Here is a 26,295-nt window from a genome sequence, read left to right on the forward strand (position 1 = left end):
TTTTGACATGTTCAATTTCCGTTGCCGGAAGATTAATAGCCCGGATGTTGTACCAGATTGTTGTTCACGTTCAGGTCGTTCTCCGGAATCGGGTAGAGGTTAAGGTGCTTGCCGAAGCTCGTACCGTCTTTCACGCCGCCTTTCCATTGCCATACATAGTTCGTATTGCCTCCGAACTTGCCGAAACGGATCAGGTCGGAGCGTCGCCGTCCTTCGAAGGCGAACTCGCGCGACCATTCGTCCAAGATATGGTCGAGGGTGTACGATGTTTCCGTTTTGGCGTTGGCGCGTTTGCGCAGGGTGTTGATCGCATCGGTGGCCGCCGCCGTAGCGCCTCCGTTCTGTCGTACCGTCGCTTCGGCAAACGTCAGGTAGGCTTCGGCCAGACGCAGCAGCGGCACATCCATATCGGCATGTTTCGAGTCGCTGGTCGAAGCGCCGTCGGCACGCAGGTTCGAGAATTTGACGAAGGAAAAGCCGCTTTCGAACTTCGACGCGTCGTCGACCGATAAGGTGCGGTCTTTGCCGAAGAACAGGGCGCGGTCGTCTTTCGCCGCCTTGATGATCTGATCCGTCTCGGCATTCGGAGCGTCGCTCGTCGGGAAGAACTTCTTTACCAGTTGCGGACGGCAACGGTTTCCGGCCCATCCTTCGGTCGTTCCGTAAGCCGGCATGTCTTTCGTTTTATGCGTCGAGGCAATCAGGAACAGGGAGCCACCGAAGTTACGTGTCGTGGCGCCATCCTGCAAAATCGGCAGGATAATCTCCGTATTCGCCTTGTTCACAGAGCTGCCGTTGTTATCGGCCATAAACAGGTGCTTATATACCGGAGACAGGCTGTACGACGTACTCATTACTTTCTGTGCGTATTCGGCCGCCTTGGCCCATTGCGCCGTGCCGGTATATACCTCGGCGTTCAGGTAGAGACGCGCCAGCAGGAGCCATGCCGCCGCTTTATCGGCGCGGCCGTAGGCATTCGTTCGCGGGTCTTTCATCGTTTCGGATGCTTCGAGCAGCTCTTTTTCGACGAATTGGAAGAGCTCGGCACGCTCTGCCTGCGACGGGTTCTCGGTCGATACCTTCGTTACGAACGGTACTTTTCCGAACATATCGATCAGGTAATAATAGTTCAGAGCACGCATAAAACGCGCTTCGGCGCGCTGTGCCACGCTTTCGCCGTCGGTTTTCCCTTCCGTCTGTTCGAGGAAGAAGTTACATAACGTCACGTTGAAATACAGACGGTAGTAAAGTCCCGTCACATACTCGTGCGACGCGCCCCACGCGTTGTAATTGAGTTCGGGTATTCCCCCGTCGCCCCAGCAGCAATGCGCTTCGTCGGTCGAAAGTTCGTTCATGTTCCAGATCAGTCGGAAGAAGTCGGACGTTCCTTCGTCGAGGCCGTCGATATCGCCCGATCCGGCAGGCCCTTCGAGGCCGGTCAACCCCATCGTCGCGTAAATCTTCGTAAAGACTTTGTTCTGGTCAAATTCCATCGTGACGCTCGGATCGATCGGCGTCACATCCAGATCACCTACGCACGATACCATGCCCGACATTGAAAAAGACAATGCGGCCGTAATAATCCATGATTTTATCGTATTTCGTTTCATAATGATTTGCACTTTATTCGGTGATTAAAAATTCAATGTTACTCCCATCAACGAGGTAAGGGGACGGGGATAGAGGTCACGGTCGATACCGTAGTTCAGGCCGGCGCCCGAACCGGTAATCAGTTCCGGATCGAGTCCTTTATAGCCGGTAATCGTAAAGACGTTCTGCACGGCGGCGAACACGCGTCCGGAGCCCAGCCCTTTCAGGTTGAACGAGTAACCGAGCGTGATGTTGTCGCACTTGAGGAACGACGCGTTCTGCACGAAATAGTCGGACATGTAGAAGTTGCCTTCGCCCTGCCAGTTGTTTTCGAGTACCATCGTCGGACGGTTGATCAGGAATCCCGACGGGGCATACAACTGGCTCAAATTACTGCTGTTCGACTCTACATCGTTATAAACGTAGTTGTTCAGGCTCGTGCGGAGCGTAAAGCTGAAGTCCCATGCCTTGTAAAGCATCTTCGACGAAAGTCCCATCAGCACGTCGGCCGTCGGTTTTTTGTAGAAATACTTGTCGCTCTCGTTGATGATACCGTCGCCGTTACGATCTACAAACAGGTTTTCGATCGGTTTACCCTTGTCGTCGTATACCTGCTGATATACGTAGAACGCGTATGCCGGATGACCGACGGCGTGCGCCTGTACCTTATTTCCCGTACCGTACGAAATGCCTCCGGTGGAAACATAGTAGCCTTCGCCGTCGCCACTTGTGAGCTTCGTGATTTTGTTTTTGTTATACGTCAGGTTAAATCCGATGTCCCATGTGAAATCTTTCCGCACGACGGGCTTGCCATGGATCGAAAATTCGACCCCGCGGTTCTCGAGCGATCCGATATTGGCGTTCACCTGATTCTTGAAGTTCGTTCCGGCCGATACATAGACATAGTTAATCAGGTCGTCCGTTCTGCGATAATAATAATCGACAGCCCCCGAGATACGGCCGTTCATAAAGCCGAAGTCGAGTCCGGCGTTGTAGGTCGTCGTCTTCTCCCATTTCAAGTCTTTGTTATACGCGTCGGGACGATACGACTCGCCCTGACCGTAGCCGATCGGATAATAGGCAAATCCTTTGTTGGCCGTGTAAGAGGCGAAATACGAATAATCCGAACCGATGTTCTGCTGTCCGGTCACCCCGTAGCCCAGACGCAGCTTCAGGTCGGAGAGTACGTCGATGTCTTTCAGGAATTCTTCCTCCTTCATCTTCCAACCGAAAGCGAACGAGGGAAAGGTGCCCCAGCGATGATCTTTATGGAAACGCGAAGAGCCGTCGCGGCGAACCGTAGCCGTAAACAGATACTTGTCTGCCAGCGTGTAGTTCAGACGTCCGAAGAACGAAACGAGGAAGTTCTCCGAAGCCCATTCCTTTTGAGACGGAGAATATTCTTTGCCGGGGTTGATCGTGTTCGTTTTCGGATAGTAGCCCGTATAGCGGTTGTTGCCCTCGCGATGAAAATGTTGCCATTCGTAACCCACCATAGCGTCGAGGTTGTGAATGCCTTCCGATTTCACATATTGCAAATACGTATTGAACGACAGATTATACTTGTCGATTTCCTCGAAGCCGTAGCTGCCGTAGTAATTGTTTGTGAACGAATAGGGACTTACGTCCGTCGTCTGCTTTCCGGTCGAGAGGTCCATCCCTCCGTTGGCGTGGATACGCAGATCGGGGAGGAAGTGGAACTTGTAATCGACCTCGAGATTGCCCACGAGCGATTTCGATTTCGAACGGTCGTTCTTGAGCTCCAGCAGCGAGACGGGGTTACCCGGCGCCAGCGAGTTGCTTGTCAGCGTCCATGTCGGATCGTTGAGCGCTTTTCCGTCATTCGTCCACTGGAAATAGCCCCCGAAATATTTCGAGTAAACTTCGCCTTCGCCCATCACCGGATGAGTCGGATCCATGCGGGTGGCCGTACCTACCGCGCCGGCATCGGCAAAGCGGGACTGTGCGTACATCCCTTTCAGGTTTCCGTTCAGCTTCAACATCCCGTCGAAGAACGAGGGAGAGAGGTTGAGCGATGCGGTGTACCGCTCGAAGTTCGACGTTTTGAGGATACCGTTCTGGTTCGTATAACCGACCGATACGCGGAAAGGCATCGTACCCAAACCACCGTACAGACTGATGTTATGGTCGGTCGAGAGGGCTGTCCGATAGATTTCTTTCTGCCAGTCGGTGTCCGCGTTGCCCAGCGCCTTGTATGCGTCGCTGCTTTCGCCGTATTGCTGCTTGATGCGCGCGCGGTATTCGTCGCCGTTCATCACTTCGATTTTGTCTTTTGCGTTACTCATCGAGACATTTCCGTCGTACGTAATGCGCACTTTCGACTTGCCGCCTTCGAGCGAGCCTTTCTTTGTGGTGATGATGATTACACCGTTCGATGCGCGCGATCCGTAGATGGCTGTTGCCGAGGCGTCTTTCAGCACCGTAAAGGTTTCGATGTCGTTCGGGTTAACCATCGAGAGCGGATTGGAAAGCCCTTTGACTCCGTCGTTGTCCATGGCCAGCCCGTCGATAACGATCAGCGGATCGTTGTTGGCATTCAACGATGACCCGCCGCGGATACGGATCGTGGCGCCTCCGCCCGGTGTACCGCCGCTCGATACGACATTCACGCCGGCAATCTTCCCGGCCATCAAATCTTGTGCGTTCGTCGTCAGTCCGCGGTTCATTTTGTCCGGCTTGATGGCTGTCACCGAGCCTGTCGCATCGTCTTTCTTTACCGAACCGTATCCGATTACGACGACTTCTTCGAGCATCTCCGAATCTTCTCGTAAAATAATCCGCATGGGGTCTTTCGTGGCGTTGACCTCCTGCGGCTTGTAACCGATGTAAGAAACAACGATCACGGCCTTTTCATCGACCGACAGCGTAAAATTACCGTCCAGATCGGTGATGATTCCGTTGATCGTACCTTTCTCCACTACATTCGCCCCGATGACGGGTTCGTTCATCTCATCGACAACGGTACCTTTGACCGTTATCTTCTGCGCATAGCCGCCGGCCGCGACAAGCAGCGCGACAAGCAGCAGGCAGATACTTCTCTTTCGAGAGAATAGCTTGTTTTTATTCATATCCTTGTTGTTTTAGGTTTTATTTCTGTTCCATGATACTGATGGCATAGCCTCCGCCGGGTGCGGCTTTGAGGGTCAGCTTCGTTTTGTTCGTCACGTTCATGCGTTTGATCGTGTAAGCCTGCGGATTTTTTTCGTAATGGGCATCCGGGGCATCGGCATAAATCGTGGCCGTGTATTTCTTACCGGCATCCAGAAAGTCGAGCGCAAGGCGCGAGGTATGGCCGTTCTCGTCCGTCGTGCATCCGACGAACCAGTTGTTCGTTCCTTTCGCTTTACGTGCCACGGTGATGTAATCGCCCGGCTCGGCCTCGAGGTATTTCGATTCGTCCCAGTCGATGGCTACATCTTTTATAAATTGAAACGCGTCCATGAAGCGTTCGTAGTTTTCGGGCAAGTCGGCCGCCATCTGAAGCGGACTGTACATCGTCACGTACAGTGCCAATTGGCGTGCGAGCGTCGAACGTACGTAAGAGTTATTGCCCGGGTTTACTTTTTCGAGCCGTGTTTCGAAGATACCGGGCGTGTAATCCATCGGTCCTCCGATCTGGCGTGTAAACGGCAACACCGTCGTATGGAAGACTTTGTTCCCGCCGAACGACTCGTATTCCGTGCCGCGCGCGGACTCGTTACCGATAAGGTTCGGATACGTACGGCAAAGCCCAGTGGGACGTACCGCTTCGTGCGCATTGACCATCACCTGATATTCGGCCGCTTTTTGTACCGCATAGAGGTAATGATTGATCATCCACTGGCCGTAGTGATACTCACCGCGCGGAATGATGTTGCCTACATAGCCGCTCTTTACGGCATTGTACCCGTAATCTTTCATTAACTGATAGGCTTTGTCCATGTGACGTTCGTAGTTCCGTACCGAAGCCGATGTCTCATGGTGCATCATTAACTTCACGCCTTTTGAAGCCGCATATTCGTTCAGCCCTTTCAGGTCGAAGTCCGGATAAGGTGTCACAAAATCGAAAACGTAGTCTTTCGACATGGCGAACCAGTCTTCCCAACCTTCGTTCCATCCTTCCACAAGCACCTGGTCGAATCCGTGCTGTGCGGCAAAATCGATGTACCGGCGCACTTTTTCGTTATTCGCTGCATGCGTACCGTTCGGTTTCGTTTTCGTATAGTCCGTGACGCCTAACCGCACCGAAGGCAGATCGTTCGTATACGCCCACGATGAGCGTCCCGAAATCATTTCCCACCATACCCCGATGTATTTCACCGGACGAATCCATGACACATCGTCGAGTTTGCACGGTTCGTTCAGGTTGAGAGTCAGATGAGAGGCGAGGATACGACGTGCGTCGTCGCTGACGATGACCGTACGCCACGGCGTGTGACACGGCGTTTGCATATATCCTTTTTTTCCTTGTGCGTCGGGGGTTAGCCACGACTGGAATGTCAGTGTTTGATCGTCGAGATTGAGCGACATACACGGGTAATCGACAAGCGCCGCCTCGTGTAAGTTGATGTAAAGTCCATCCTGCGATTTCATCATCAGGGCCGTTTGTACGCCCGTAGGAGAGAAGGGCGTCTGGGACGTGTTCGGTGTGACGGCCGTTTGCATCAGTCCGCGTATCTCCGTCAGGCGCGATTCCGTGTAGTCGTATTCTTGCGTGTCGTAATCGCCCGGAATCCAGAAGGCTGTATGATCGCCGGTCATCGCGAATTCCGAATATTCTTCCTTGATGACAAAGTAATTCAGGTTTTTCTGTTGCGGAAATTCGTACCGAAAGCCCAGTCCGTCGTCATAGAGGCGGAAGCGTACGACCATGGTGCGGTCGCCGTCTGCCTGATGAAGCGTCGCGGTCAGCTCGTTATAATGGTTACGTATCGTTTTCACTTCGCCCCAAACAGGCGTCCATGTCTCGTCGAACGTTGCGGTTTCGACGTCTTTCAGCGTAAATCCTTTACGCAACGAGAATCCTTCGATTTCGAGACCGAGTTTGCTCGGTTTGATCACCGGCTTCTGTTTGTACATCAATTCATAAACAGGGGTACCTTCGCCGTTCACCTCGAAACGCATCAGCAAGTTTCCGTCCGGCGATTTCAACTCTTCCGCACGCATCACAAAGGGTGCGGACACAAGAAAAGAGAATAGAAAAAATAGCTTTTTTCGTAGATTTATGCTCCTCATGTCAATAAAAATTAATAATCGGAACAAAGGTATACTCCTAAAAGCTGTTATATTCTCGAATGAAGCGGAATATAAATAAAATAAGTCTTATGTAATTCGTAAAATATTGTTTCCTTGTTGCTTGTGTGTTTTTATAGAGTGCAAAAATATAAATGGAATGATGATGAAAACAATGCGAATACTTACACCAAAGGAGATGTTTTTACATTTTTTGTAAAATAATCAAGTCCTGAAACTGGTCGGTCTTACGGTGTGGATCACTCCATCGACCGGGTTCCATACAAACCATTTGTAATTTACTGTTGGTAATCATCGACGATAAACATTCCGGATCATAAGCGACGTTGGCCTCTTTTACTTTTTCGTCGAGGTACGCATATCCGTCATGCCGGTATTTGAAAGAAAATTCGCCGGTACGTCCGGCTTCTATATTCCGTTTGGCTTCTTCGTCCAAGATGAAAAAAGTTGCGACACAGTAGCCTCCTTTTTTCAGGACGCGATAAATCTCCGATAAATAATTGTTAATGTCTTCCGGAATCATGTGAGAGAAAACAGAGAAGAGTGTCACGACATCGAACCGATTGTCTTCATACGGAAAAATGAAATCTTTAGCGCTTGTCTCTGTACTCAGGTTGTATAAGTCGTTCTTTAAATCGACATGCTTGAAGATAAAATTCGGGTACTTCGGGGTAATATGTTTCTGGCACCAGTTCACCCCTTTTTTCACGAGATCAAACCCTTCGAATCGGCCATCGGCATTCAGATAGTCTGTCATGGCAACAGCTAACCGACCGATACCGCTGCCGACATCGAGCACGGCCGCATCAGGTTGCATGCCGGTGTGTCGGAGAATGGTTTCCCGTTGGAGTTTTCCCTGTTCGACAAAGTCGCCGCTGCCGATAAAAATCATGCCTTTGGGGGGTATCATGACATCTCGTTTGGCGAACAAGTCGCCCGGAAGATAATACAATCGTCTTAAGACCAGTCGTCCGCGTGGCGGGATTCGATAATAAAACCATCGAAGGATAGCGTGTGTACTCATATTTTTAACTGTTATATTTTGGATATGCGGCGGCAAAGCTAATGATTACAGATAAATCCCGCAAACCGATAGGGTAGGGAAGAGGGTCTATCTCATTTGATTTTCTGAAATGTTAGAAAGGCTCTGCCTGTGGAGAGAAAGAGATCTCCCTTCGGAAGGTAGCTAACCGATTTTAGCTTGATTTATTTAATGGAAGATGACTTTCCATACAAATGTCCGGTTGATCCGATTGTTCATACAGAAGGTAATATAAAAAGAACGGAATACACAGGATAAAGTAAGACACATCGATGGATGATTCTTGAATCAGAGAGATATAGACCGATGTGCTGAGGGCATGATACACAAAATGCAGCATAATCGTTATAAACAAGATCACTCCGCTGTAAAAAAAGACATCCGCATTTTGCTTGCAAAACAGAAACATGAAACAAGAACAAAGAATTGCAGTCACCACCCATCCGAACGGCATCAAAAAAGATGATTGAATGATAAATGGATTCATTTGCAGAAAGTCATCCCGGAATCCTATTACAAAAGGTAAAAATGTAGAGATAAAAATGAGGACGGATATCGCTCCGATCTTTATTGCCGATTTCAGAGATAGCTGTCCGGTTCTGATGGTATGCAGAAAAAAGATGATATAGCAGAGCGCAAATACGTTTCGGGTAGACAAAAGCAAACCGATTATTCCTCCGATAAATAATTGATTTTTCAGAGACGCGTAATTCTTAATTCTGAAAAATAAGATTAGCGAGCATGCTATAAGGACGGCATTCAGAAAAATATTGCTTCTTACCAGTACTTCCCAAAGATAAAAAGGAGAAGTGGTTATCAATAGTATGAATAAGACAGGATAAGGAGACGCTACTTTCATGTATTTGATCAATCCATAAAAGACAAGAATTCCTAAAAGCGAAAGAAATCCCAATTCTCCGATGAGATAAAAAGGAAGTGCCAAGATAAAATAAAAAGGCATTGGGCCCGGATAATTCCCCAGATGAGACTGGGCGTAATATACGTACTGATCGCTGAAATAATTATTCCAAAAAGAGGTGATTACGCTCCATCGATCAACATTCAATGATTCTACAGGTATTTTCTCCCAAACAAAGATACATCCGATACAAAAGAAAACGAGCCATAAAATACCGATAAACGTATCTTTCTGACGGATAAACCGGAGGAGTTCTTTTCCTTTATAGAACAGAAGTGTATGAAATATACATAGAATGGCAACCATCCATACATAGTAGCTTGTATATCTCGAAAAATACTTAACTGCAAAAAGAATGTTGATCAAGGAAAAAAGTAGGAAACTGATATGCTTCTTGGTTGAGTGATTTTTGATTGTGTGTATCATCTTTATATATCCTATGCACTAAAAAAAGGATTATTTTCCATTTTGTCGTCTTCTGCTAAAAAAGAATTTGTAACACCTCCAATGATAACGTTCCATCTGATGGATATGACTCTTTATTTTGCCAGAATAATCATTTTCTTTGCCAATGTTGCTTCGGCCGAGTTGCCCGAACGGATCACGGCGCGATAGAGATAAATTCCCGGCCGGAGGCGTGTACCGTTGCTGCTCGTCAAATCCCACGTTACGGTGTAGGCTTTGGACAAGTCGGACGAACCGATCTCCTCATGTTTCCAGTACAGGCGTCCGCTCAAATCGTACACGTAGATGGTTGCGTCGATCTTCGATTCGGGGCGATTATGATAGAGGTAGAACGTTACCTTTTCGCGTGCGGGCACGGGGCCGGCCGTCAGTCCGGAAAGGAACGGCTTCAGGCCTTTGACGACGTTGAACGTAAAAGTTTTCGTCGTCGAGTTATTGAAGATATCCCAGACTTTGAATTCGGCCGTATGCTTTCCTTCGGGTAACGCAGGGATCGGAAATTTGATAATCCCTTCGCCCTCGCTACCGGCCACATTCGTATAGTAACTGTTCAGGTTATAGCTGAGCAACGGATTGTTGTCGATTGTTAGCATGATATCATGCCCGATGCTGCTGCCGGTGATGTTGATCCCGCTCTTGTCCCATACCTTGGCCACGAACAGAGGCGTTTCGTTCGTGTCGTGTCCGTCCGTCCAGGTGCTGTCGTTCAGGTACAGCATGCGGATTTCCGGCTTGACGGTATCTTTTTCGATTTGACCGGCCGTACCGCCCACCGTGTATTTGAGGAAGGCTCCGTTGGCTTCGAGGCCGTTCGTTTCGTCGTAGGCATAAAGGCTCATTTTTCCGGGGCCATTCGTGTAGGAGATATCGGCAGGTACGATAAAGGAAAATGTGAACTTACCGTTTTCAACGATCGCATTGCCTTTATAGATCGTATTCGGATAGTCCTTATAAGTGAATTTGTTGCCTTTTCGGTTGTTATCGAGGGTCGTAATTTCTTGCTGGCTGTCGAGTATCACGGCTGTCATTTGGCCATTGAAGTTTGTGAAGACTGTGCCGTTTGCACCGGTCACTTCTCCGGATATAGTTACCCGGTCTAACGCTTTAAAGTTGACGGATGTTTCCGAAACGGCTTTGCCGTTGATTTCGGTCACATGCATTCCGTATTCCGGATAGGCGAGTGCAAGGGCCGGGTCTCCAATTAAGACGAAGCAGCGGTTGTAAAATCTCCGATATCCGTTTTTTGTTATTTTCATTATATCGCCTAATGTCATCCGGCGTCCCTTGTTCTTCTTGAATAGATTAGATATTAATAAAGAATTGATTTCAAAGTTGGGCGTGTCGTATGCTACGCGCGAAGTAGTGATTAGTGCAATTCCTCCGCTTTTTTCGGTCAGGAAGACATCTTCGCCGGCCGAGGTCGTCGTATGATCGAACGGCGTAAAGTCGCACGAAGCGGTAATCCACAGAGGTAGATGCGGATAGGTGTATTGCCGGATCATGCTTTGCGTAATCACGTGCTCGTCGCTTAACGCCTCGGCATTGCCGTGACCCGTATAGTTGATCAGCATCACCCCTTGCCGTTGCAATTTTTGAATGTTCTTTTCCACATCGGGATACGACCCGCTACTACCCAGACTCGATTTTTTGAACGCATCGAAAAACAGTTTGTTCGTGATATATGCCGGATGGTTGTCTTCTATCTTCTTTGCCAGTTGATTGGACTGTCTCATGTGCTTAGTAGTATATTGATCATATTTACTACTATTTCCATCGTCGGCAATAAAGCAGAGCTGGTTTTTCCAACTGCCGTAAGCAGGGGTTTCGATGTAGCGGATTACTTTGTCTACGACGGCTTTTGCCTGATTAATGGTGCGTACCGGAAAACGCCCGATCCCCAAATCGACATAACTTCCACCAATATCGCTTCCGCTGCTGTCACGTAAAAAACCGAAATAGTCGTCGGTAACATACGTTTCCGCATCAGCACCACTGCTGCTATTTCCTCCCAACGAATATTGTGTCTGGAATGTAAGCAGAAAGTTGCTCATATCGATCGATTTCCATGCCAAGGAGAGCTGGCGGTTATCGTGCGCTCCGTCGCCGAAGAGCAGCAGATACTTCGGTGCGTCGGCCTCTGAGGTGCGTCGATCGTAAAACATTTTCATAAAACGGCGGATCGCCGTGGCATCGGGTGTGCCGCTTGAAAATTCGTTGTACACCTGCTCTGGGGTGACGACGATTACACTGATGCTGTCACGCTTACGGCGGTGGGCTGCGGCCAGTCGTTCGGCCTCGGCAACGAATGCCGGCGGCGCGAGAATCACCATATCCGTTTGCGGAAGGGCGTGCAGGTTTTGTGTTGTGACTTCACCGACCGTTTCGGGCTTGGGGAATGATTTGGAGAGGTCGACAAGCACGAACTCGCGCAATGTCGTACGACTTGCCGGGATGGAAAACGACAGCTCGGATCCGTTGAGCGAGGCTTCCATCCGCGTCACCTTCACGCCGTCCGTCACGTCGAACACGGCCATATCGGATGTAGCGTTCCGAATGATGAACTGCGATGCTTCCCGCATCGACTGTACATCGCGAAAGAACGTATAAGCGCCGTAGGGTTGGAGGGTCCGCCGGGCTTGCAGGCGGATATAGTCCAGAAAGCTCGGTGCGGAAGGTTTATTGTATGTTACGGTCACTTTCGGGTTTTCACTTTTGGTGCCTTGCCATGCGCCTGTTTTCACAAACTCACCCGCTTTTGTATATATTTCTTTGTCATGAGGAATGATTCCGTTGAGCAATTGCTGCCCGTCGACGGAGAGCGTGACGGTTCCTTCTCCGGTAACCCCCGTATAGGCTACGAAGCGGAGGGTCACCTTACCTTCATCGCCGGTGATACCCGGCATGGAGAAGGGGAAGTTTTGAGACAGTACGCTGGTGAAACTCTCGCCGAACAGTTCTCGGCCGGAGCCGGTCTGCCCGTCTTTTTGCAAGAACTCCCGATCTACTTCGTGGAGCAAGCGTTCGTCGAAAGTCGTTACGTTGCGTGAAGGATTGCCTTGAGATGGGGTCGTGCCCATGTCGTGCGTATCCGTTGCGTCGGTCACGAAATAGTATCCGTGCATCGCATACGGATTATTTTCGTGAACGAACACAGATTGGCGGCTGTCGTAGCTCCACTTCACCGGCCCGCGTCCGTAGAAGAGGATATAATCCGTTCCGCGATATATGGCTGTTGCGGGGACATCATCTATATAGGGTTTAGAAAAATCTTCATCGAGTATCCAGCCTCCGTAGCCATGTACCGATACTTTCGACGGGTCGGAAAACCCCATGGCTTTCAGGTCTGAATAGGTTAGTTTATAGATGCCGTCGTCGCTGACGCGGATTTTTACCCATCTCCCTTTCGACAAGACGGAACTCGTTGCATACAGGCTTCGGTCTGCCCGTACAAGATTGCAAGCTAATAAAACGGCGCATAAAACAGCTATCGTTCGCCTCATATTTTTTTCTTCCTCTTTGTTTTTAACGTACATAAAAGTCGAGTACCTTCCGGTTCCCGAGGAAGCCTTCCAGATGGTCGCCAATCTGTACCGGTCCGACCCCGGCGGGGGTACCCGTATAGATGAGATCGCCCATGCGCAGGGTAAAAAAGCGGCTCACATACGCTACGATCCGGTCGACCGGAAAGAGCATGCTGCACGTGTTGGCTTGCTGAACCGTCTGTCCGTTCTTGTCGAGTCGGAAAGCCAGTTGCTGAATGTCGCCCAGTGTGTTGAGAGGGACGAATTCACCGACTGCCGCCGAATGGTCGAAGGCTTTGCTAAGCTCCCACGGCAGCCCTTTGTCGCGCAATTCCCGTTGCCGGTCGCGTGCGGTAAAGTCGATACCTACCGTCACCTCGTCGTAGTAGCGCGGAGCAAACCGTTCGTCGATGTTTTTACCCAGCCGGCAGATTTTTATGACGACTTCCGTCTCGTAATGGACTTCGTCCGAGAAGTCGGGGATGAAGAACGGTTTTCCGTCTTTCAACACCGAGTCGGCTTTCATAAAAATCACAGGCTCCGATAAATCTAACGAATGATGCAGCTCTTTATTGTGGGCGGCATAATTCATCCCGACGGCAAAAACTTTCATCTGTTCAAGGGTTAAGTGAGTTCAGGCGGTTGAACATCACCGCCAAATGAGCGTAAATCGAGGTGTTTTGTACGACGACGTTTTCCGGCACGCGGATTCGGAACGGCGTAAAATTCCACAAAGCGCGGATGCCTCCGGTCAGGATTCGGTCGGTTACTTGCTGTGCCACTTCGACGGGCACCGTGATGATGGCGATCGTCGCGTCGTATTCTTTCTGCTTGGTTTCAAAATCATCGATATGGAACACGGGGATACCGTCGATAGACGTACCGATTACATGAGGACGCACGTCGAAGCCGGCCACGATATCCATCCCGTATTGATTGAGTCCCGAGTCGCGCATCAGGGCAGCCCCCAGCCGTCCGACTCCGAATAGGAAAGCCTTGTGTTGACGTGTGAAGCCGAGGAAGTTTTCGAGAATATCGATAAGCGCATCGATTTCGTAGCCGACACGGGTCTTTCCCGAAATATTCACAAACGAGAGGTCTTTCGCTACCTGACTGGGGTCGACGCCGATCTCCTTGCCGATCTGGGTCGATGATACGGATACTTCGCCACACCCTCTCAGCAGTTTAAGGAATGCGAGATACCACGGTAGTCTGCGCAAGGTCGGTTCCGGCACTCTTCCGGCATGTTTTTGTTCGTCGCCTGTCATCCCTGTTTGTACTCCCAATGGTTTTTAAGCGGGTTGGAGTACATTTCCAGCATCTTGGTACGCAGAAACGTTTCGTCCTTATCCGGAATATCGATTTTGTTCAGTTGCTGTTGAAGGTAGGCCTCGAAGCGCATTGAATCGCGCCTGTCGTAATGGTCGCGAAAACGCATCGTTCGGTAGAGCATATCGTAAGCCACGTAGTTACAAGGGTAAAAGCGGTAGTGGGCATAGATGTCGCGGTCTATGGCATGTGCGACCGCTGCAATCAGTTCATTGCGCCCCATGTCGCGGTCGAAATTTTTCAGTGTGCCGTTCAGGGGAGTACCGATGGTGAAATGTACGCGTCCTTTGTCTCCCAGAATGCCGGTTTCCATGTTCAGTAAGTCATCGCGTTTGCTTTTTACATAATCCGGATGATCCCGCTTTAATTGAAACTCCTGCGCTTTAAGGTAATCACATGGATCGTACTCGTACGAAATAGCGATAGGTACGATATTTAGCGTCATGAGATTCGTCAGTAAATCATTGCTTTCGCCGGCCATGCAAAGCATCTTCAGGACGCTACTCTGGGTGCGGTCGTCCGAGTCTTTCGCACGTCCTTCGCGTTGGGCGATCCAGATCGATTCTTTCGTGACTTCGAGGGTATGGCGGATATAGGCGGATAATTTCCGGCTGTCTTCGAGTACTTGACGCACCGGAACATTCCGCTTGACGATAAAACTGTTGTTCAGACGTACGACGGTGTCGATCCACGGATGAATAAGCAAGTTGTCACCGATGGCGATTTGTGTCATGTCGTATCCGATTTCGTAGAGCAATCCGTTGAGGAAGGCCGCGTCAAGTACGATGTCGCGGTGATTGGAGATAAAGGTACACGGGGTTTGTTGAGCCAGCCGGCTCCGTCCGGAGATGGTCAATGAAAAAGTGCTGAGGCGGGCTACATCCATCACGGCCTTGTAGCCGATCGTAGACTTGAATTGCGCTTTCGTTTTGCACGATCGCATGGTGGCCACGAATGCTTCCCAATCCAACTCCGGTTTGATGAAACGTAACGCACGCTGCAACCCTTCCGATGACGCCAGCTCTTCGATCGCTTGCTCCACCTCGTTGTCATTCAGCGGGCGTATGTCGTCAAAATTATACGAGTGTTCTTTTTTGTCCATATTTCTTCCGAGATTCACCTAAATAAACTTACAACTAAAATGTTACAACTATTGTTCAAATCATCTTTTTGTTATTTGTTTTGATTCGTTCTCGATGATTTCGGTCATCACGTCGGTCATGTTTAGTCCGGCAGCGCGTACTTGCTGGGGAATAAAACTGGTAGACGTCATTCCCGGAGTAGTATTGATTTCGAGCATGACGGGTTCTCCGTCCGAGGGAATGATGAAGTCGGCACGGATGATGCCTTTTGCTCCGACGAGGTCATAGATTCGTAGCGTTTCCTTCCGAATCGACTCAGCGATCTCGTCGGGGATGCGTGCGGGCGTGATCTCCTGCACTTCACCGTTGTATTTGGCACCGTAATCGAAAAATTCGTTGTCTGTAACGACTTCGGTCAGAGGGAAAACGACTTCTTTTTCGGCTGTTTTATAGCATCCGCACGTCACCTCGATACCCGGTACGAATCGTTCGATAATGACTTCGTCTCCTTCGCCGAAAGCCTCGTGAATAGCATCCTGCATGCGTACGGGGTCTTTGACTTTTGTTGTGCCGAGGCTGCTTCCGCCATCATTGGGTTTTACAAAGACCGGCAGTCCGAGCTGTTCCACGATGGTTTCCGTCGGCAAGGTCTGTCCGCGGCGAATCCGAAGAGCGTCGGGCACCCTCACGCCCTGTCCTCTCAGAAATTGTGTGCACGTATATTTGTTGAATGTCAGTGCACTGGCCAGTGCGCCGCACGAAGAGTAAGGGATTTGCAGCATATCGAAATAGCCTTGCAAGCGTCCGTCTTCGCCGGGTGTGCCGTGTACCGTGATATAGGCAAAGTCGAAAGTTACAGTTTCACCGTTCTGACTAAAACTGAAATTGTTGCGGTCGATCGGCTGCATCGATCCGTCAGGGAGTCTGACGTTCCACTCGTTGCGTGTCAAGAGTACGTGATATACGTCGTACTTTGTTTGATCGATGAATTGATCCAGCCCTTGGGCGCTTCTGAGCGAAACGTCGTATTCACGGGAATAGCCTCCGGCGACGATGGCAATAATCTTCTTCATGTTATACAATTCTTTCTTTATCCGTAAGTTGAGCTGTAAATTCTCCATTTCTCCGTAAGTTGCCGCATATCGTCCGGAAGCTCAGCTTCGAAAAACATCTCTTTTCCTGTCGAAGGATGTATGAATCCGAGTGTTTGGGCGTGCAGCGCCTGACGCGGGCAGACGGCGAAACAGTTTTGAATAAACTGCTTGTATCGCGAGAAGTGTTGTCCTTTCAATATCTGATCTCCGCCATAACGCGCGTCGTTGAAGACGGGATAGCCGAGATGCTTCATGTGCACACGAATCTGGTGGGTGCGTCCTGTCTCGAGTCGGCATTCCACGAGACTCACGTAGCCCAGTCGCTCAAGCACGCGATAGTGCGTGACAGCGGGCTTGCCTTGTTCGCCATCGGGGAATACGCACATTTTTAATCGGTCGCGCACATCACGACCGATGTTCCCTTCGATGCGTCCTTCATCCTCTTTCAGAATGCCCCATGTGAGAGTGACATATTTACGTTGGGTGGTCTTGTTGAAAAACTGTCGTCCGAGATCGGTTTTGGCTTCCGGCTTTTTGGCGATGACCAACAGTCCGGAAGTATCTTTGTCGATGCGATGTACAAGTCCCAGTCGCGGATCGGACGGGTCGTAGTGCGGATGATCTTTGAGATGAAAAGCCAGCGCATTTACAAGGGTGCCTGTATAGTTCCCGTGTCCGGGATGTACTACCAGCCCGGCGGGTTTATTAACGATGAGCAAGTCTTCGTCTTCGTAGACGATATCGAGCGGAATATTTTCCGGCACGATTTCCGTCTCATGGCGTGGATACGACATGACAATCGAGATGACGTCCGAAGGCTTGACACGGTAGTTGCTTTTGACGGGCTGTCCGTCGATGAGGATATATCCTGCCTCAGCAGCTTGTTGGATGCGGTTGCGGCTCGTATGTGGCAGACGGTCGGTCAGAAATTTGTCGATGCGAATCGGAGTCTGCTTTTTATCGGCTACAAAACGGAAATGTTCGTATGCCTGTGATCCTTCGAACTCGTCTTCGGGTTCAAAAAACGCATCTGTCTGTTCGTCGTCCGGTATTCCCCAATCATCCATCTTAAAACCATTTTTCGTTTTCCGACGATGTGGTCGTTGTTTCTTCCGTATGGGGACGCGGGGGGGGGGGAGGCGTATCAATCGAATCGCCCGATGCGGCATCGGGAGCGGAACCTCCATCACTGACCTTCAGTACAAGCTGAGCAGCTACGGGTACTCGTTCGCCGGGTTTCAATGGTTGGCCTCGCAATTCGACGCTGAGCGCCAAATCGCGATAACGTCCCGGCACGTATAAAATATCGATAGAGGTGAATCCTTTCGATTGTAACAAAGCATAAGCCTGACGGAAAGAGAGATCAGCGACATCAGGTACGGATGCCGTTTGGACCGTCCGGGCATTCAACGTCACGAAGATGATGCGTCCTTCTTTCACTCTCGATCCGGCACCGGGTACCATCTCGTAAATGGCACCGGGCGGAACATCCTTCGTATAGACAGAGTCGATTACCGTATAACGCAAATCGTTGTTCTCGAAAAACGTAGATGCCTCTTCAAGTTGCAATCCTTTTACATCCGGTACAACGATGGCTTGATTGTGAAGCGTATAGCCCTTTAATGCTTGCAATGTGATGGCTGATAGGAGGCAAAGCACTCCCACGATTAAAAGTACATGCAAAACAATCGGCATGCGCATGAACGGTTCGCGTATGTTCTTGAAACTTATTTGCATCTTGGCAGGCAAAAGTAGGCAAAAACGAGGATATGCACAAAAAAAGAAAGTAAAAGTTTCGTCTCGGAAACTTTTACCTTCTCTGGTCAATGCGTTTAAACGAATCGTTTATCAAAACTTCGGATATTCGTCCGAAACGGTCAGTCTTTTCCGTCCTTTAGCCCGACGCGAAGCCAATACACGGCGTCCGTTAGCCGTCGACATTCTCAGACGAAATCCGTGCTTATTCTTTCTTTTACGGTTCGAAGGTTGAAATGTTCTTTTCATCTTACTATCTTGTTTTTAGTTATTATTGTCGTGAATCGGGCTGCAAAGATAAACGATTTTTTTTATCGAAGCAAATAGCCCAACGCTTTTTTTTCGAAAAAGGGGGCCACGATACACAGAGGCCATGTGGCTTTTACTGTCACGGTTAACGTGTTTTTTATTATTCTCGTATTGTTCTTTGTCCGATGGTTAAGGTCTGTCCGGATGTCTTGCAAAAATTTGAACATTCCGGAAAATCGCCTACCTTTGTGCGCTTGAAACAAAGAATATAACCATTTACTTTTCAGTTGAGAATAGATGATAAGAAGCATCATAAGAAGAAGCCCTAAGAGATTTCGCCAGATCATCACATCGATCGGGATATGGATTGGTGTCGTAACCGGCGGAAGCGCACAGATAAGTGAAGGAGGAACACCGCCGAGTTTTCGTTATCAGACAACGCTGCGCAGTAAGTCCGCCGTAAGGGAGATTCCCGTCACTTTCAGTGTGGAAGATATGAAGCAAGTCGATCGTTGGCAGGAAAGTCAAGGACTGGCGCCTTTATGTGTTTCGACGCTGATTGAGGTCGCCCTGAACCCGGAAAACTCAGGGAAGTGGAGTATGTTGCCCGATGGTCAGGAAATCTGGCAGTTGGAATTGAGGGCCGAAGATGCGATTGCACTGATGCTTTATTATTCCGACTTTTACATTCCTAAGGGAGGAAAACTTTTTCTTTATAACGCGGAGAAGACTCAAATTCTCGGTGCTTACACGCACGCGACGCATCCGTCCGGTGGACGTTTTGCGACCGAGTTCGTGTCGGGTGATGCCGTGACATTGGAGTACGTCAAGGGACCCGATGGTCAGCTGCCTCGTATCGAGATCGAAGCTGTGGGTTACGGTTATAATCACTTGTCGGTAACGGAGCAGGGGGGGCTTCAGCTACGGCGCGGAACCAGATCTTCCGGTCCCTGCGAAGTCAATATCCATTGCGAAGAGGGCGACGCGTGGCAAAACCAGAAAAAAGGTGTCTGCCATACGATTCAACGTATCGGCACGAAAAGCTATATCTGCACCGGCTCGTTGATCAATAATACGGCACAAGACTTGAAGCCTTATGTCTTGACGGCCATGCACTGCTCTACCGAAAAAAACACGGTGGCTTCCGATGCGGATTTGGAACAGTGGCTCTTTTATTTCCACATGGAGCAGAGCGGGTGCAATACGAGTTCGCCTGCTGTCGGATCGAAAACGCTGACAGGCTGTAAACGCATGGCATACACGCTTACCAACGGACAGTCCGACGGCTTGCTGTTACTGCTCAATACCCCGGTACCGAAAGATTATAACGTTTACTATAACGGCTGGGATCGGCGTAATCAGGCTCCGCAGTCCGGCGTCTGCATCCATCACCCGAAAGGAGATTATAAAAAGATTTCGACGTATGGCAAGCCTGGCACACACAGCACATTCCTCTCGAACAATGGCATTAAAGGCGATACGCATGCGCATTGGAACGTGACCTTTATTAAGACGCGCAACGGGCATGGCGTGACGGAAGACGGATCGTCCGGATCACCGCTATTTAATACGAATAAGCTGATTGTCGGGACGCTGACGGGCGGAAGTTCAACGTGTGCCAAACCGGATGGCTTGAATCTGTACGGGAAAATGAGTTACCATTGGAATAAGTACATGGATCAGCCGCACTCTCATATGGATCAGTTCTTAGATCCCAGAAAAAGCGGTGTCGAAGTACTGGAGGGACGTTATCACACGTTGCTGATGCCGCCTTCGAATCTTCGCTCGACCTATCAGACCGGGACGGTCGCACTGGCATGGGACGCTCCCGCGTCGGGTATCCCTCAAGGGTATCGCGTCTATCGGAACAACACCAAGATCGAGGAGACAAAGGCTCGCTCATACATCGATCAATCGCCGCCGGCCGGAGCGGTGACGTATGCCGTGACGGCAGTCTATGCGAACGGCAATGAGTCTTCATCGATCACCTCTTCTCTGGCTTTGACCGAATATAAGGCGCCCGAGCATGTGAAGGTTACACGTACGTCGGCCGGAAAAGCGGCTGTCGTGTGGGATATGCCCGTATACGAACAAACGATTTATTGGGGTGGAGAGAACTCGAAATATGAGGTGAATATGAATAAAGAAGGCGAAACGAAGCCTTTCTATTTCGGACAGGCATGGACGAAGGACGAAATCATGCCGCTACACCTGAAAACGATTACGGATGTGAAGTTTATCCCGATTCAGAATAACACTTACGAAATCTATATCGTACAGGGAAACCGCAGTTATCGACAGAAAATCGTGGATGTAACCTACCGCAGGACGAACATCATCAAGCTGACGACTCCTTTCGTTATCAACGGAACACAACCGTTGACGGTGGCAATTTACGTATCGGAGCTGTCAGCCAGCAGTACGAATTATCCTGCCGTATGCGACCAAGGCCCGGCTATCGACGGGAAAGGAGATCTCTACTCATACGACGGTAAGACTTGGAAAACGCTTCATAGCGGCCCTGATGCGCATAACTTTAATTTTAACTTTTTCATCGCTGCCGTTGTCAGCTCCAAAAGTGGCGAGTTGCCCACTGCATACTCATCCGAAGTATCAACGCCGCAACTGCTTTCGACCGCGGCTACGGAGGCGGTTCGCATCCGCAAAGCACAGATCGCAGAAACAGGACCCGATACGGTTTCGATGCGCAGTTTGCAACCGTATGCTTTCCCTCAGGTCACCGGATATCATATTTACCGTGATCAGATGAAGATCGCCACGGTGTCGGCGGTACCTACCCGTTATATCGACCCGAAGACCCATGTCAAACCGGTGATCTATCAGGTTTCGGCATTGTACGGAAATGCGGAGAGCGTATGGAGTAAAGGAGTGGAATTTATACCGATGAGCAATGTGCCGGGAGCCGAAGAAGTGACGATTTATCCTACGGTATTTACCGAACAGTTGCATTTGAAAGGTGCCGAAAGGGTGAAGCGTATCGAGTTTTATACCGTCGACGGCTGGCTTCGTTTGCAGGCAGATCGTCCCGGCGGAGTACTCGATACGCATGCGCTTCCTTCGGGGATGTATTTGATACGTATCTATACGATCGACGGCGGTACCAACGTTGTTCGCGGCATCAGAAAGTAAGTTTATTCGCCAAGCGGAGCAAAGTAACGAAACCGATAGCCGGGCATTCGATCCGGATGAAAGATGGCAATCAGTTCCGCCAGTAGGTAGTCGGGGTGTATCGGCACTTGTTCGTAGTAAAGCGAAGAGTTCGTGTTACATCCGTAAACATGGCGTTCGCGGAAAGCGTCGAATCGATTGTAAGGACTGTATTCGGATTGTAAATCGGCGTAGGTCATGTCTGTGGGCTTATTGTAATGGATCAGCCAGTAATCGGCATGGATTGCACGGTCGAGTACGGTTTCGAATGAAAGCGGAGAACTGCCGGTGCCGGGCAGGTCGCGAAAGAGGTAATCGGCGCCGGCATCGCGAAAGATATGCGCCATGTAGCTCTCTCCGGCCGGGACATGCCACGGTGTGCCGAACTTCATGCCGGTCAACAACGTCGGACGGTGCGTGACATCTTCAGCCAGCGATTTTATGCGCAGGTAGTTTGTTTCGGTTTCACGGAACAAAGAATCGGCACGTGCCGAGTGTCCGGTCAGCAGTCCGAGGAACTTGAGCCATTCCGCCCGTCCGAGCGGGTCGGCTTCCATATAATCCGCACATTCGACAATGGGAATCCCGATCTTTTCGACCGGCCCGTAACTGCCGTTCTGAAAAGGAGAAGCAAGCACTACCTCGGTACCGATCTCCACCATCTTTTCGATATTAGGTGATGTCGCTTCGCCGAGATCGATGATTGTCCCGCTTTGCAAACCGGCTCGAACGGCCGGCACATCGATATAACGTGATTCGCACACGCCGGCAATACGGTCTGAAGCACCCAGCTCATCGATAATAGCGCAATGTACGGAGGTATAAATAACCATGTTCTTTACCGGCACACGGATGATTGTTCCTTGAGGAAGTCCGTCAGGCTGTTGAGCGTCGCGGGGGATAAGCAGGTAACGTTGCAGCAGACGTCCTTCGTTCCATGGGTCGCGTACTTCGACTTTCGTGTAACCATCGTATGCGGTTATGGTGTATCCCGCGGCATATCTTATCGAATCGGCTGAAGGAGCTTTCTCTCCTCCGGTTGCTGAAGAAGAGCTCTGCCCCACGTTACAGCCGGACGTGAGGCAGAGGAATAACCATAATAGGCAGAAGCAAATGCGTATCATTGGTTTTTGTTCTTCAGAAACGATCAGTTAAAGAATACGGCATGGTTCGGATTGATACCGCCCGATTCAAACTGCTCGATAAATTTGCCGTTACGGTCGAAGCGATAGATCGTGCCGTTTTCGGTAAAGCTCGATGTACCGATATAGATATCGCCGTTATTCGGGTTCACTTCCATCATGTAAACACTCGTTTTTCCCAGTTTCTCCGGCATATTGGTCAGGAAATTCGTTTTGTTCAGTGTACCCGTTTTTACGTTATAACTGGAGAATGTATTGGTTGTTTTATAAGGTTTGGAGCTCCAGTCTGTATCGCCGTAGACCATATAAATAATTCCATTGTGTTCGCAAAGATGCGTAGCGTTTGCAATCGTTGTAACCATTCCTTTGGCTACATCGACTTTCTGTACGGGATAGCTATAATCAGGACCATAGCCCTGAACAAAAATTTGTCCTTCGGATTCAAGTACTCTTTGAGGATTCTTGGCTACGATAATAGTTTTCGATACGGCGAACGCTTTTTTGTCGATAACGGTCATCGTAGAATCTTTACCGTGACCGGAGTTAACGGCGTAAATCCAGTCGTTATCCTCAGCAATTCCTTCGGGGTTTTTTCCGACTTCAACATATCCTTCTATGTCGAGTGTTGTCGCATCGATTTTAGCGACCTTTCCGCTATACAGCGTCACATAAATCTTTCCGTTATCCGCTACTAACTGGCGCGGAGCACCATCGCCTTTAGAAAAGGCCAGACGCTTTTCTTCAACGCCGGCAGAATTGAGTTTCAGTAATAATTGAGAACCAAAAACGGATACATACATATGATTCTTGTATAGAATGAGGTCCTGTCCCGTATCGCCGAGTCCTTTTTTATTTTGTTTCATAAAAATATCGGCAATAAAATCGGCATCTTTATTCGGCGCGTAAAAAGCCATACCGGCATTGTTTAGTTTGTCTATTCCTTCATTCAGGATAAACACACGCGTTTTGGGAAGAGTCAAAGTCGATCCGGTGTCGATCAAGGGATCATCTTCATCGTTATCACACGAGGTAAACGAAAGGCCGATGGCCAACATACAGCATACGCTGAATAATAAACTTCTGATTTTTAAATTTCTTTTTTCCATTCTTTTCTTTATTTATGGGGTTAATAAAAATGTTGGTTATAATTTGATTGAAACCGTTGCCCTGAATGATCGTCCGGGCATCGGATAATATTTAATGATGTCATACTGTTCATTCGTAAAGTTTACGCATTCGGCCTGCACCCGAACTTCACACGAGCGCAGCCGGAAAAGGCGAGAGACGGCGAGCGTGTGTTCCGCATATCCGTCGATACGGTTTACGGGGATATTTTGTTTCAGGTAATACCGTTTGCCGACGGCTACGAGCGTGTAGGCAACATTTGCCCACGGCGTTTCGACGGTCACGGCTCCACTGCCCGAATGACGTGGCGTATAGGGGATCTGCTGGTTATAGTTCTTTGCCTCCGGGTCCGTTCGGTCGATGGCACGCTGATACGTGTAACTCCCGTTGAGAGCAAGCCGGATCTTCTCGGTGACGGGAGCACCGGCCGAGGCGTTGAGGTCTAATCCCGTGATTTTAACTTCTCCGAAGTTCGCCATCTTCCATACGTAGGTCGAAGGGAAAGCGACGATTTTATCACGTACTTCGTTGTAATAGCCGTCGACGGTCAGGCTGAGATGGTCGAGAAAAGGCAGGGACGGCGTTCCGCTCCATGTAAGTCCGACGTTGTATTCGTCGGCGAGTTCGGGGCGAAGTCCCGTATTTCCGAGTCGCAGGTAGTACAAGTCGTTGAACGTGGGGACACGAAACGTCTTTTTATACAAGGCACGGACGTAGAAATGGTGCGTAGCGAACGGTCGGCAGGTGAGCGACAGCGAAGGAGTCAGCTTTTTGCGGTCGGCCGGACGGTCTCCGCGTTTCACTTCTTCGGTGACGAACGTGTAAAGCAACGTCCCGTTTACGGTCAGTACTCCTCGGTGGAAATGCGCACGCAGAGCCGTCAGCGAAGTGTAGCGTAGGGGGGATGGATTCTCGTTGATGTTATTGTTCAGCGTATTGATTGCTCCATCCTGTGCCAGAGAGAATCGGAGATGGTCCGTGGCATTGAACTGTGCCGTAGCCGAGGCGTAATATTCGTTCTGCGTATTCAAATCGATCTGCTTTCCGTTTTCATATTTAACATCCGTATCTTCGTATTTGTTCCAGGAGTAGGTGTATTTAAGTTGTGCCTGCATCGACCATTGGTCGGAAAAATGATTTTTGTACGAGGTTTGTGCAAAAAAGTTTTCGTCCCACAGCCGTTCGCGATTATCATTGTTATAGAGGATGACTCCTCCGGGCAGACCGCGTTCGGAGTGGTAGTAATATGCTTTGATGTTCAGATCGGAGGTGTTGCCGAAGGAATGGAAAACGTTTGCCTCGCTGTGCCATGCGACGATATCGGAATTATATCGCTTCTCACGCGTCCTTAAGGCTCCGTTCTTGAGGATAAACGGATAGGTACCGTCCGCTCTCAGGAAATGACCGTCGAGGGAAACGATGGTCTGCTTACTCGCTTGGAAAGCGGCCCGTAGAAACGGATGGAATTGACCGAATGAGCCGGCGCGCACGTTGGCTTGCAGACTGTATTTCCGTTTGCCGATAAACCGGGGTGTCTCGGTACGGATGCTTAAGACGGCGGCCGAGGCCGCCATGCGTGCCGAGCGGAGCAGTTCTTCCTCCTGTCCGACCGAGAGCGAAAGCATCGAAACGTTATCGAGCGAAAAACGCCCGATATCGATTTGCCCGGCCTGACAGTTGCTGACGGCTACCTCGTCGTAGCTGATGGCTGTGTGATGCGCGCCAAGGCTGCGAACCGATACCGTTTTCATTCCGCCGATGCCGCCGTAGTCGCGTACGGTAGTACCGGCAAAGCGTCGCACCGCGTCGGCTATGTTCTGCAAGCCGAGTGTCTTGATCTTCTCGCCGCTGATGGCCTGTACCGGAACGGTAGCTGTCATCTGTCGGGGCATACGATGAGCCGACACCGTCACCTCGTCGATTCTCCTCTCCGGCATCGTGTCACGTTCCTGAGCACTTGCCGTGACGAAAAACCATACAAGCATGAAGATGATTCCCTGCATCTTTCTACTTTTTCCGTCGATATACATACGCAATCTGTCTTATGTCAGGCGTTTTGACCCGAAACGTCTGAATACCCGATTCCGGCAGGTTTTCCGGCTCGTTCCTCCTTGTAGTCGGCTGCCTTCCCGGCTCTTGTAGAACCAGTGGCGGATAGATGTGCCGAGGCGTTAAGAACTTACGGCTACGGGTACAGCTCCGGCTTTTCACCGGATTCCCTTTTACTAACCGGATGCGAAAGCATCGCGGCTACACCGAAATCAGATGCAAAGGTATCATAAAATCGAGAATTATGTACAAAACGAATAAAAATAAAGTAAGAAGAAGAAAGCTATGGGAGTGAAATCCGATAAGCATCGAAAAAAATCCGATAGGCAGAAAAAAAAATCCGATAAGCATCGGTTTCAAAACCGATGCTTATCGGAATACTCTTGGTGCGGTATCCTGAAAATCGAACGTAGCCGAATGATCGTTCGAGGTTAAACCCAGATTCCGCAATAGAACAAATCATAATGAATTTCATTCAGGCCTTCAGCCCTGCGAACAAGGTCCGGATGTCG

At 49.7% G+C, this 26,295-nt stretch carries 16 protein-coding genes and 1 riboswitch; of the genes, 1 reads left to right on the forward strand and 15 read right to left on the reverse strand.

Annotated elements, in window-relative coordinates; genetic code table 11:
* Window positions 1–32 precede the first annotated feature (32 nt).
* From EII41_RS07150 to rpmH, 12 genes are all read right to left on the reverse strand, one after another.
* Window positions 33–1,610 carry a RagB/SusD family nutrient uptake outer membrane protein gene (locus EII41_RS07150; protein WP_124790030.1) on the reverse strand — a complete coding sequence of 526 codons (1,578 nt, stop codon included), beginning with the start codon at window positions 1,608–1,610 and terminating at the stop codon, window positions 33–35.
* Window positions 1,611–1,634: 24 nt separating this feature from the next.
* Window positions 1,635–4,679: a SusC/RagA family TonB-linked outer membrane protein gene (locus EII41_RS07155; RefSeq protein ID WP_124790031.1), complete on the reverse strand. Its 3,045-nt coding sequence runs from the start codon at window positions 4,677–4,679 to the stop codon at window positions 1,635–1,637.
* 19 nt (window positions 4,680–4,698) lie between these two features.
* Window positions 4,699–6,816 carry a glycoside hydrolase family 97 protein gene (locus EII41_RS07160; protein ID WP_124790043.1) on the reverse strand — a complete coding sequence of 706 codons (2,118 nt, stop codon included), beginning with the start codon at window positions 6,814–6,816 and terminating at the stop codon, window positions 4,699–4,701.
* Window positions 6,817–7,027: 211 nt separating this feature from the next.
* Window positions 7,028–7,867: a class I SAM-dependent methyltransferase gene (locus EII41_RS07165; RefSeq protein WP_124790032.1), complete on the reverse strand. Its 840-nt coding sequence runs from the start codon at window positions 7,865–7,867 to the stop codon at window positions 7,028–7,030.
* A 1,476-nt stretch (window positions 7,868–9,343) separates the two neighbouring features.
* Window positions 9,344–12,769, reverse strand: a complete 3,426-nt coding sequence (gene porU, locus EII41_RS07170) for a type IX secretion system sortase PorU (RefSeq protein WP_124790033.1) — start codon at window positions 12,767–12,769, stop codon at window positions 9,344–9,346.
* Window positions 12,770–12,791: 22 nt separating this feature from the next.
* Entirely contained in the window at window positions 12,792–13,403 is a 612-nt protein-coding gene (locus EII41_RS07175) for a fumarylacetoacetate hydrolase family protein (protein WP_124751734.1), read from the reverse strand.
* A 4-nt stretch (window positions 13,404–13,407) separates the two neighbouring features.
* The gene (locus EII41_RS07180; protein WP_124790044.1) at window positions 13,408–14,058 is read right to left on the reverse strand and encodes a redox-sensing transcriptional repressor Rex; all 651 of its coding nucleotides are present in this window, start codon (window positions 14,056–14,058) and stop codon (window positions 13,408–13,410) included.
* Window positions 14,055–15,221 (reverse strand): 1-acyl-sn-glycerol-3-phosphate acyltransferase, encoded by a 1,167-nt coding sequence (locus tag EII41_RS07185; RefSeq protein WP_124790034.1) that lies wholly within the window; start codon window positions 15,219–15,221, stop codon window positions 14,055–14,057. Before EII41_RS07185 ends, EII41_RS07180 begins: the two co-directional genes overlap by 4 nt.
* Before the next feature lie 60 nt (window positions 15,222–15,281).
* Window positions 15,282–16,274 (reverse strand): D-alanine--D-alanine ligase, encoded by a 993-nt coding sequence (locus EII41_RS07190; protein ID WP_124790035.1) that lies wholly within the window; start codon window positions 16,272–16,274, stop codon window positions 15,282–15,284.
* 17 nt (window positions 16,275–16,291) lie between these two features.
* Window positions 16,292–17,362, reverse strand: coding sequence for an RluA family pseudouridine synthase (locus EII41_RS07195; RefSeq protein WP_124790036.1), 1,071 nt, complete (start codon window positions 17,360–17,362; stop codon window positions 16,292–16,294).
* A gap of 1 nt (window position 17,363) precedes the next feature.
* Window positions 17,364–17,990: a PASTA domain-containing protein gene (locus EII41_RS07200; RefSeq protein ID WP_260425516.1), complete on the reverse strand. Its 627-nt coding sequence runs from the start codon at window positions 17,988–17,990 to the stop codon at window positions 17,364–17,366.
* Window positions 17,991–18,143: 153 nt separating this feature from the next.
* Window positions 18,144–18,299, reverse strand: a complete 156-nt coding sequence (rpmH, locus tag EII41_RS07205) for a 50S ribosomal protein L34 (protein ID WP_014226357.1) — start codon at window positions 18,297–18,299, stop codon at window positions 18,144–18,146.
* A 297-nt stretch (window positions 18,300–18,596) separates the two neighbouring features.
* On the opposite strand from rpmH, the gene EII41_RS07210 reads away from it, so the two are divergent.
* Window positions 18,597–21,449, forward strand: a complete 2,853-nt coding sequence (locus EII41_RS07210; RefSeq protein ID WP_124790038.1) for a trypsin-like serine protease — start codon at window positions 18,597–18,599, stop codon at window positions 21,447–21,449.
* 2 nt (window positions 21,450–21,451) lie between these two features.
* Here the strand turns inward: EII41_RS07210 and EII41_RS07215 are convergent, their stop codons facing one another.
* Genes EII41_RS07215 through EII41_RS07225 form a run of 3 tightly spaced genes read right to left on the reverse strand, consistent with a single transcriptional unit; the run spans window position 21,452 to window position 25,764 of the window.
* On the reverse strand, window positions 21,452–22,591 hold the full coding sequence (locus tag EII41_RS07215; protein ID WP_124790039.1) for an ABC transporter substrate-binding protein: 1,140 nt from the start codon (window positions 22,589–22,591) through the stop codon (window positions 21,452–21,454).
* 23 nt (window positions 22,592–22,614) lie between these two features.
* Window positions 22,615–23,715: a YncE family protein gene (locus EII41_RS07220; protein ID WP_124790040.1), complete on the reverse strand. Its 1,101-nt coding sequence runs from the start codon at window positions 23,713–23,715 to the stop codon at window positions 22,615–22,617.
* A 36-nt stretch (window positions 23,716–23,751) separates the two neighbouring features.
* Window positions 23,752–25,764, reverse strand: a complete 2,013-nt coding sequence (locus EII41_RS07225; RefSeq protein ID WP_124790041.1) for a TonB-dependent receptor plug domain-containing protein — start codon at window positions 25,762–25,764, stop codon at window positions 23,752–23,754.
* A 38-nt stretch (window positions 25,765–25,802) separates the two neighbouring features.
* Window positions 25,803–26,009, reverse strand: a riboswitch (cobalamin riboswitch).
* Between the last annotated feature and the right edge of the window lie 286 nt (window positions 26,010–26,295).

The sequence above is a fragment of the Tannerella forsythia genome, from assembly GCF_003860135.1.
Lineage (GTDB): Bacteria > Bacteroidota > Bacteroidia > Bacteroidales > Tannerellaceae > Tannerella > Tannerella forsythia_A.

What these genes read in the sequence shown, in the direction of transcription:
- EII41_RS07150 (WP_124790030.1), bottom strand. Translation starts at nt 1,610, where the DNA reads ATGAAACGAAATACGATAAAATCATGGATTATTACGGCCGCATTGTCT.
- EII41_RS07155 (WP_124790031.1), bottom strand. Translation starts at nt 4,679, where the DNA reads ATGAATAAAAACAAGCTATTCTCTCGAAAGAGAAGTATCTGCCTGCTG.
- EII41_RS07165 (WP_124790032.1), bottom strand. Translation starts at nt 7,867, where the DNA reads ATGAGTACACACGCTATCCTTCGATGGTTTTATTATCGAATCCCGCCA.
- porU (WP_124790033.1), bottom strand. Translation starts at nt 12,769, where the DNA reads ATGAGGCGAACGATAGCTGTTTTATGCGCCGTTTTATTAGCTTGCAAT.
- EII41_RS07175 (WP_124751734.1), bottom strand. Translation starts at nt 13,403, where the DNA reads ATGAAAGTTTTTGCCGTCGGGATGAATTATGCCGCCCACAATAAAGAG.
- EII41_RS07180 (WP_124790044.1), bottom strand. Translation starts at nt 14,058, where the DNA reads ATGACAGGCGACGAACAAAAACATGCCGGAAGAGTGCCGGAACCGACC.
- EII41_RS07185 (WP_124790034.1), bottom strand. Translation starts at nt 15,221, where the DNA reads ATGGACAAAAAAGAACACTCGTATAATTTTGACGACATACGCCCGCTG.
- EII41_RS07190 (WP_124790035.1), bottom strand. Translation starts at nt 16,274, where the DNA reads ATGAAGAAGATTATTGCCATCGTCGCCGGAGGCTATTCCCGTGAATAC.
- EII41_RS07195 (WP_124790036.1), bottom strand. Translation starts at nt 17,362, where the DNA reads ATGGATGATTGGGGAATACCGGACGACGAACAGACAGATGCGTTTTTT.
- EII41_RS07200 (WP_260425516.1), bottom strand. Translation starts at nt 17,990, where the DNA reads ATGCCGATTGTTTTGCATGTACTTTTAATCGTGGGAGTGCTTTGCCTC.
- rpmH (WP_014226357.1), bottom strand. Translation starts at nt 18,299, where the DNA reads ATGAAAAGAACATTTCAACCTTCGAACCGTAAAAGAAAGAATAAGCAC.
- EII41_RS07210 (WP_124790038.1), top strand. Translation starts at nt 18,597, where the DNA reads ATGATAAGAAGCATCATAAGAAGAAGCCCTAAGAGATTTCGCCAGATC.
- EII41_RS07215 (WP_124790039.1), bottom strand. Translation starts at nt 22,591, where the DNA reads ATGATACGCATTTGCTTCTGCCTATTATGGTTATTCCTCTGCCTCACG.
- EII41_RS07220 (WP_124790040.1), bottom strand. Translation starts at nt 23,715, where the DNA reads ATGGAAAAAAGAAATTTAAAAATCAGAAGTTTATTATTCAGCGTATGC.
- EII41_RS07225 (WP_124790041.1), bottom strand. Translation starts at nt 25,764, where the DNA reads ATGTATATCGACGGAAAAAGTAGAAAGATGCAGGGAATCATCTTCATG.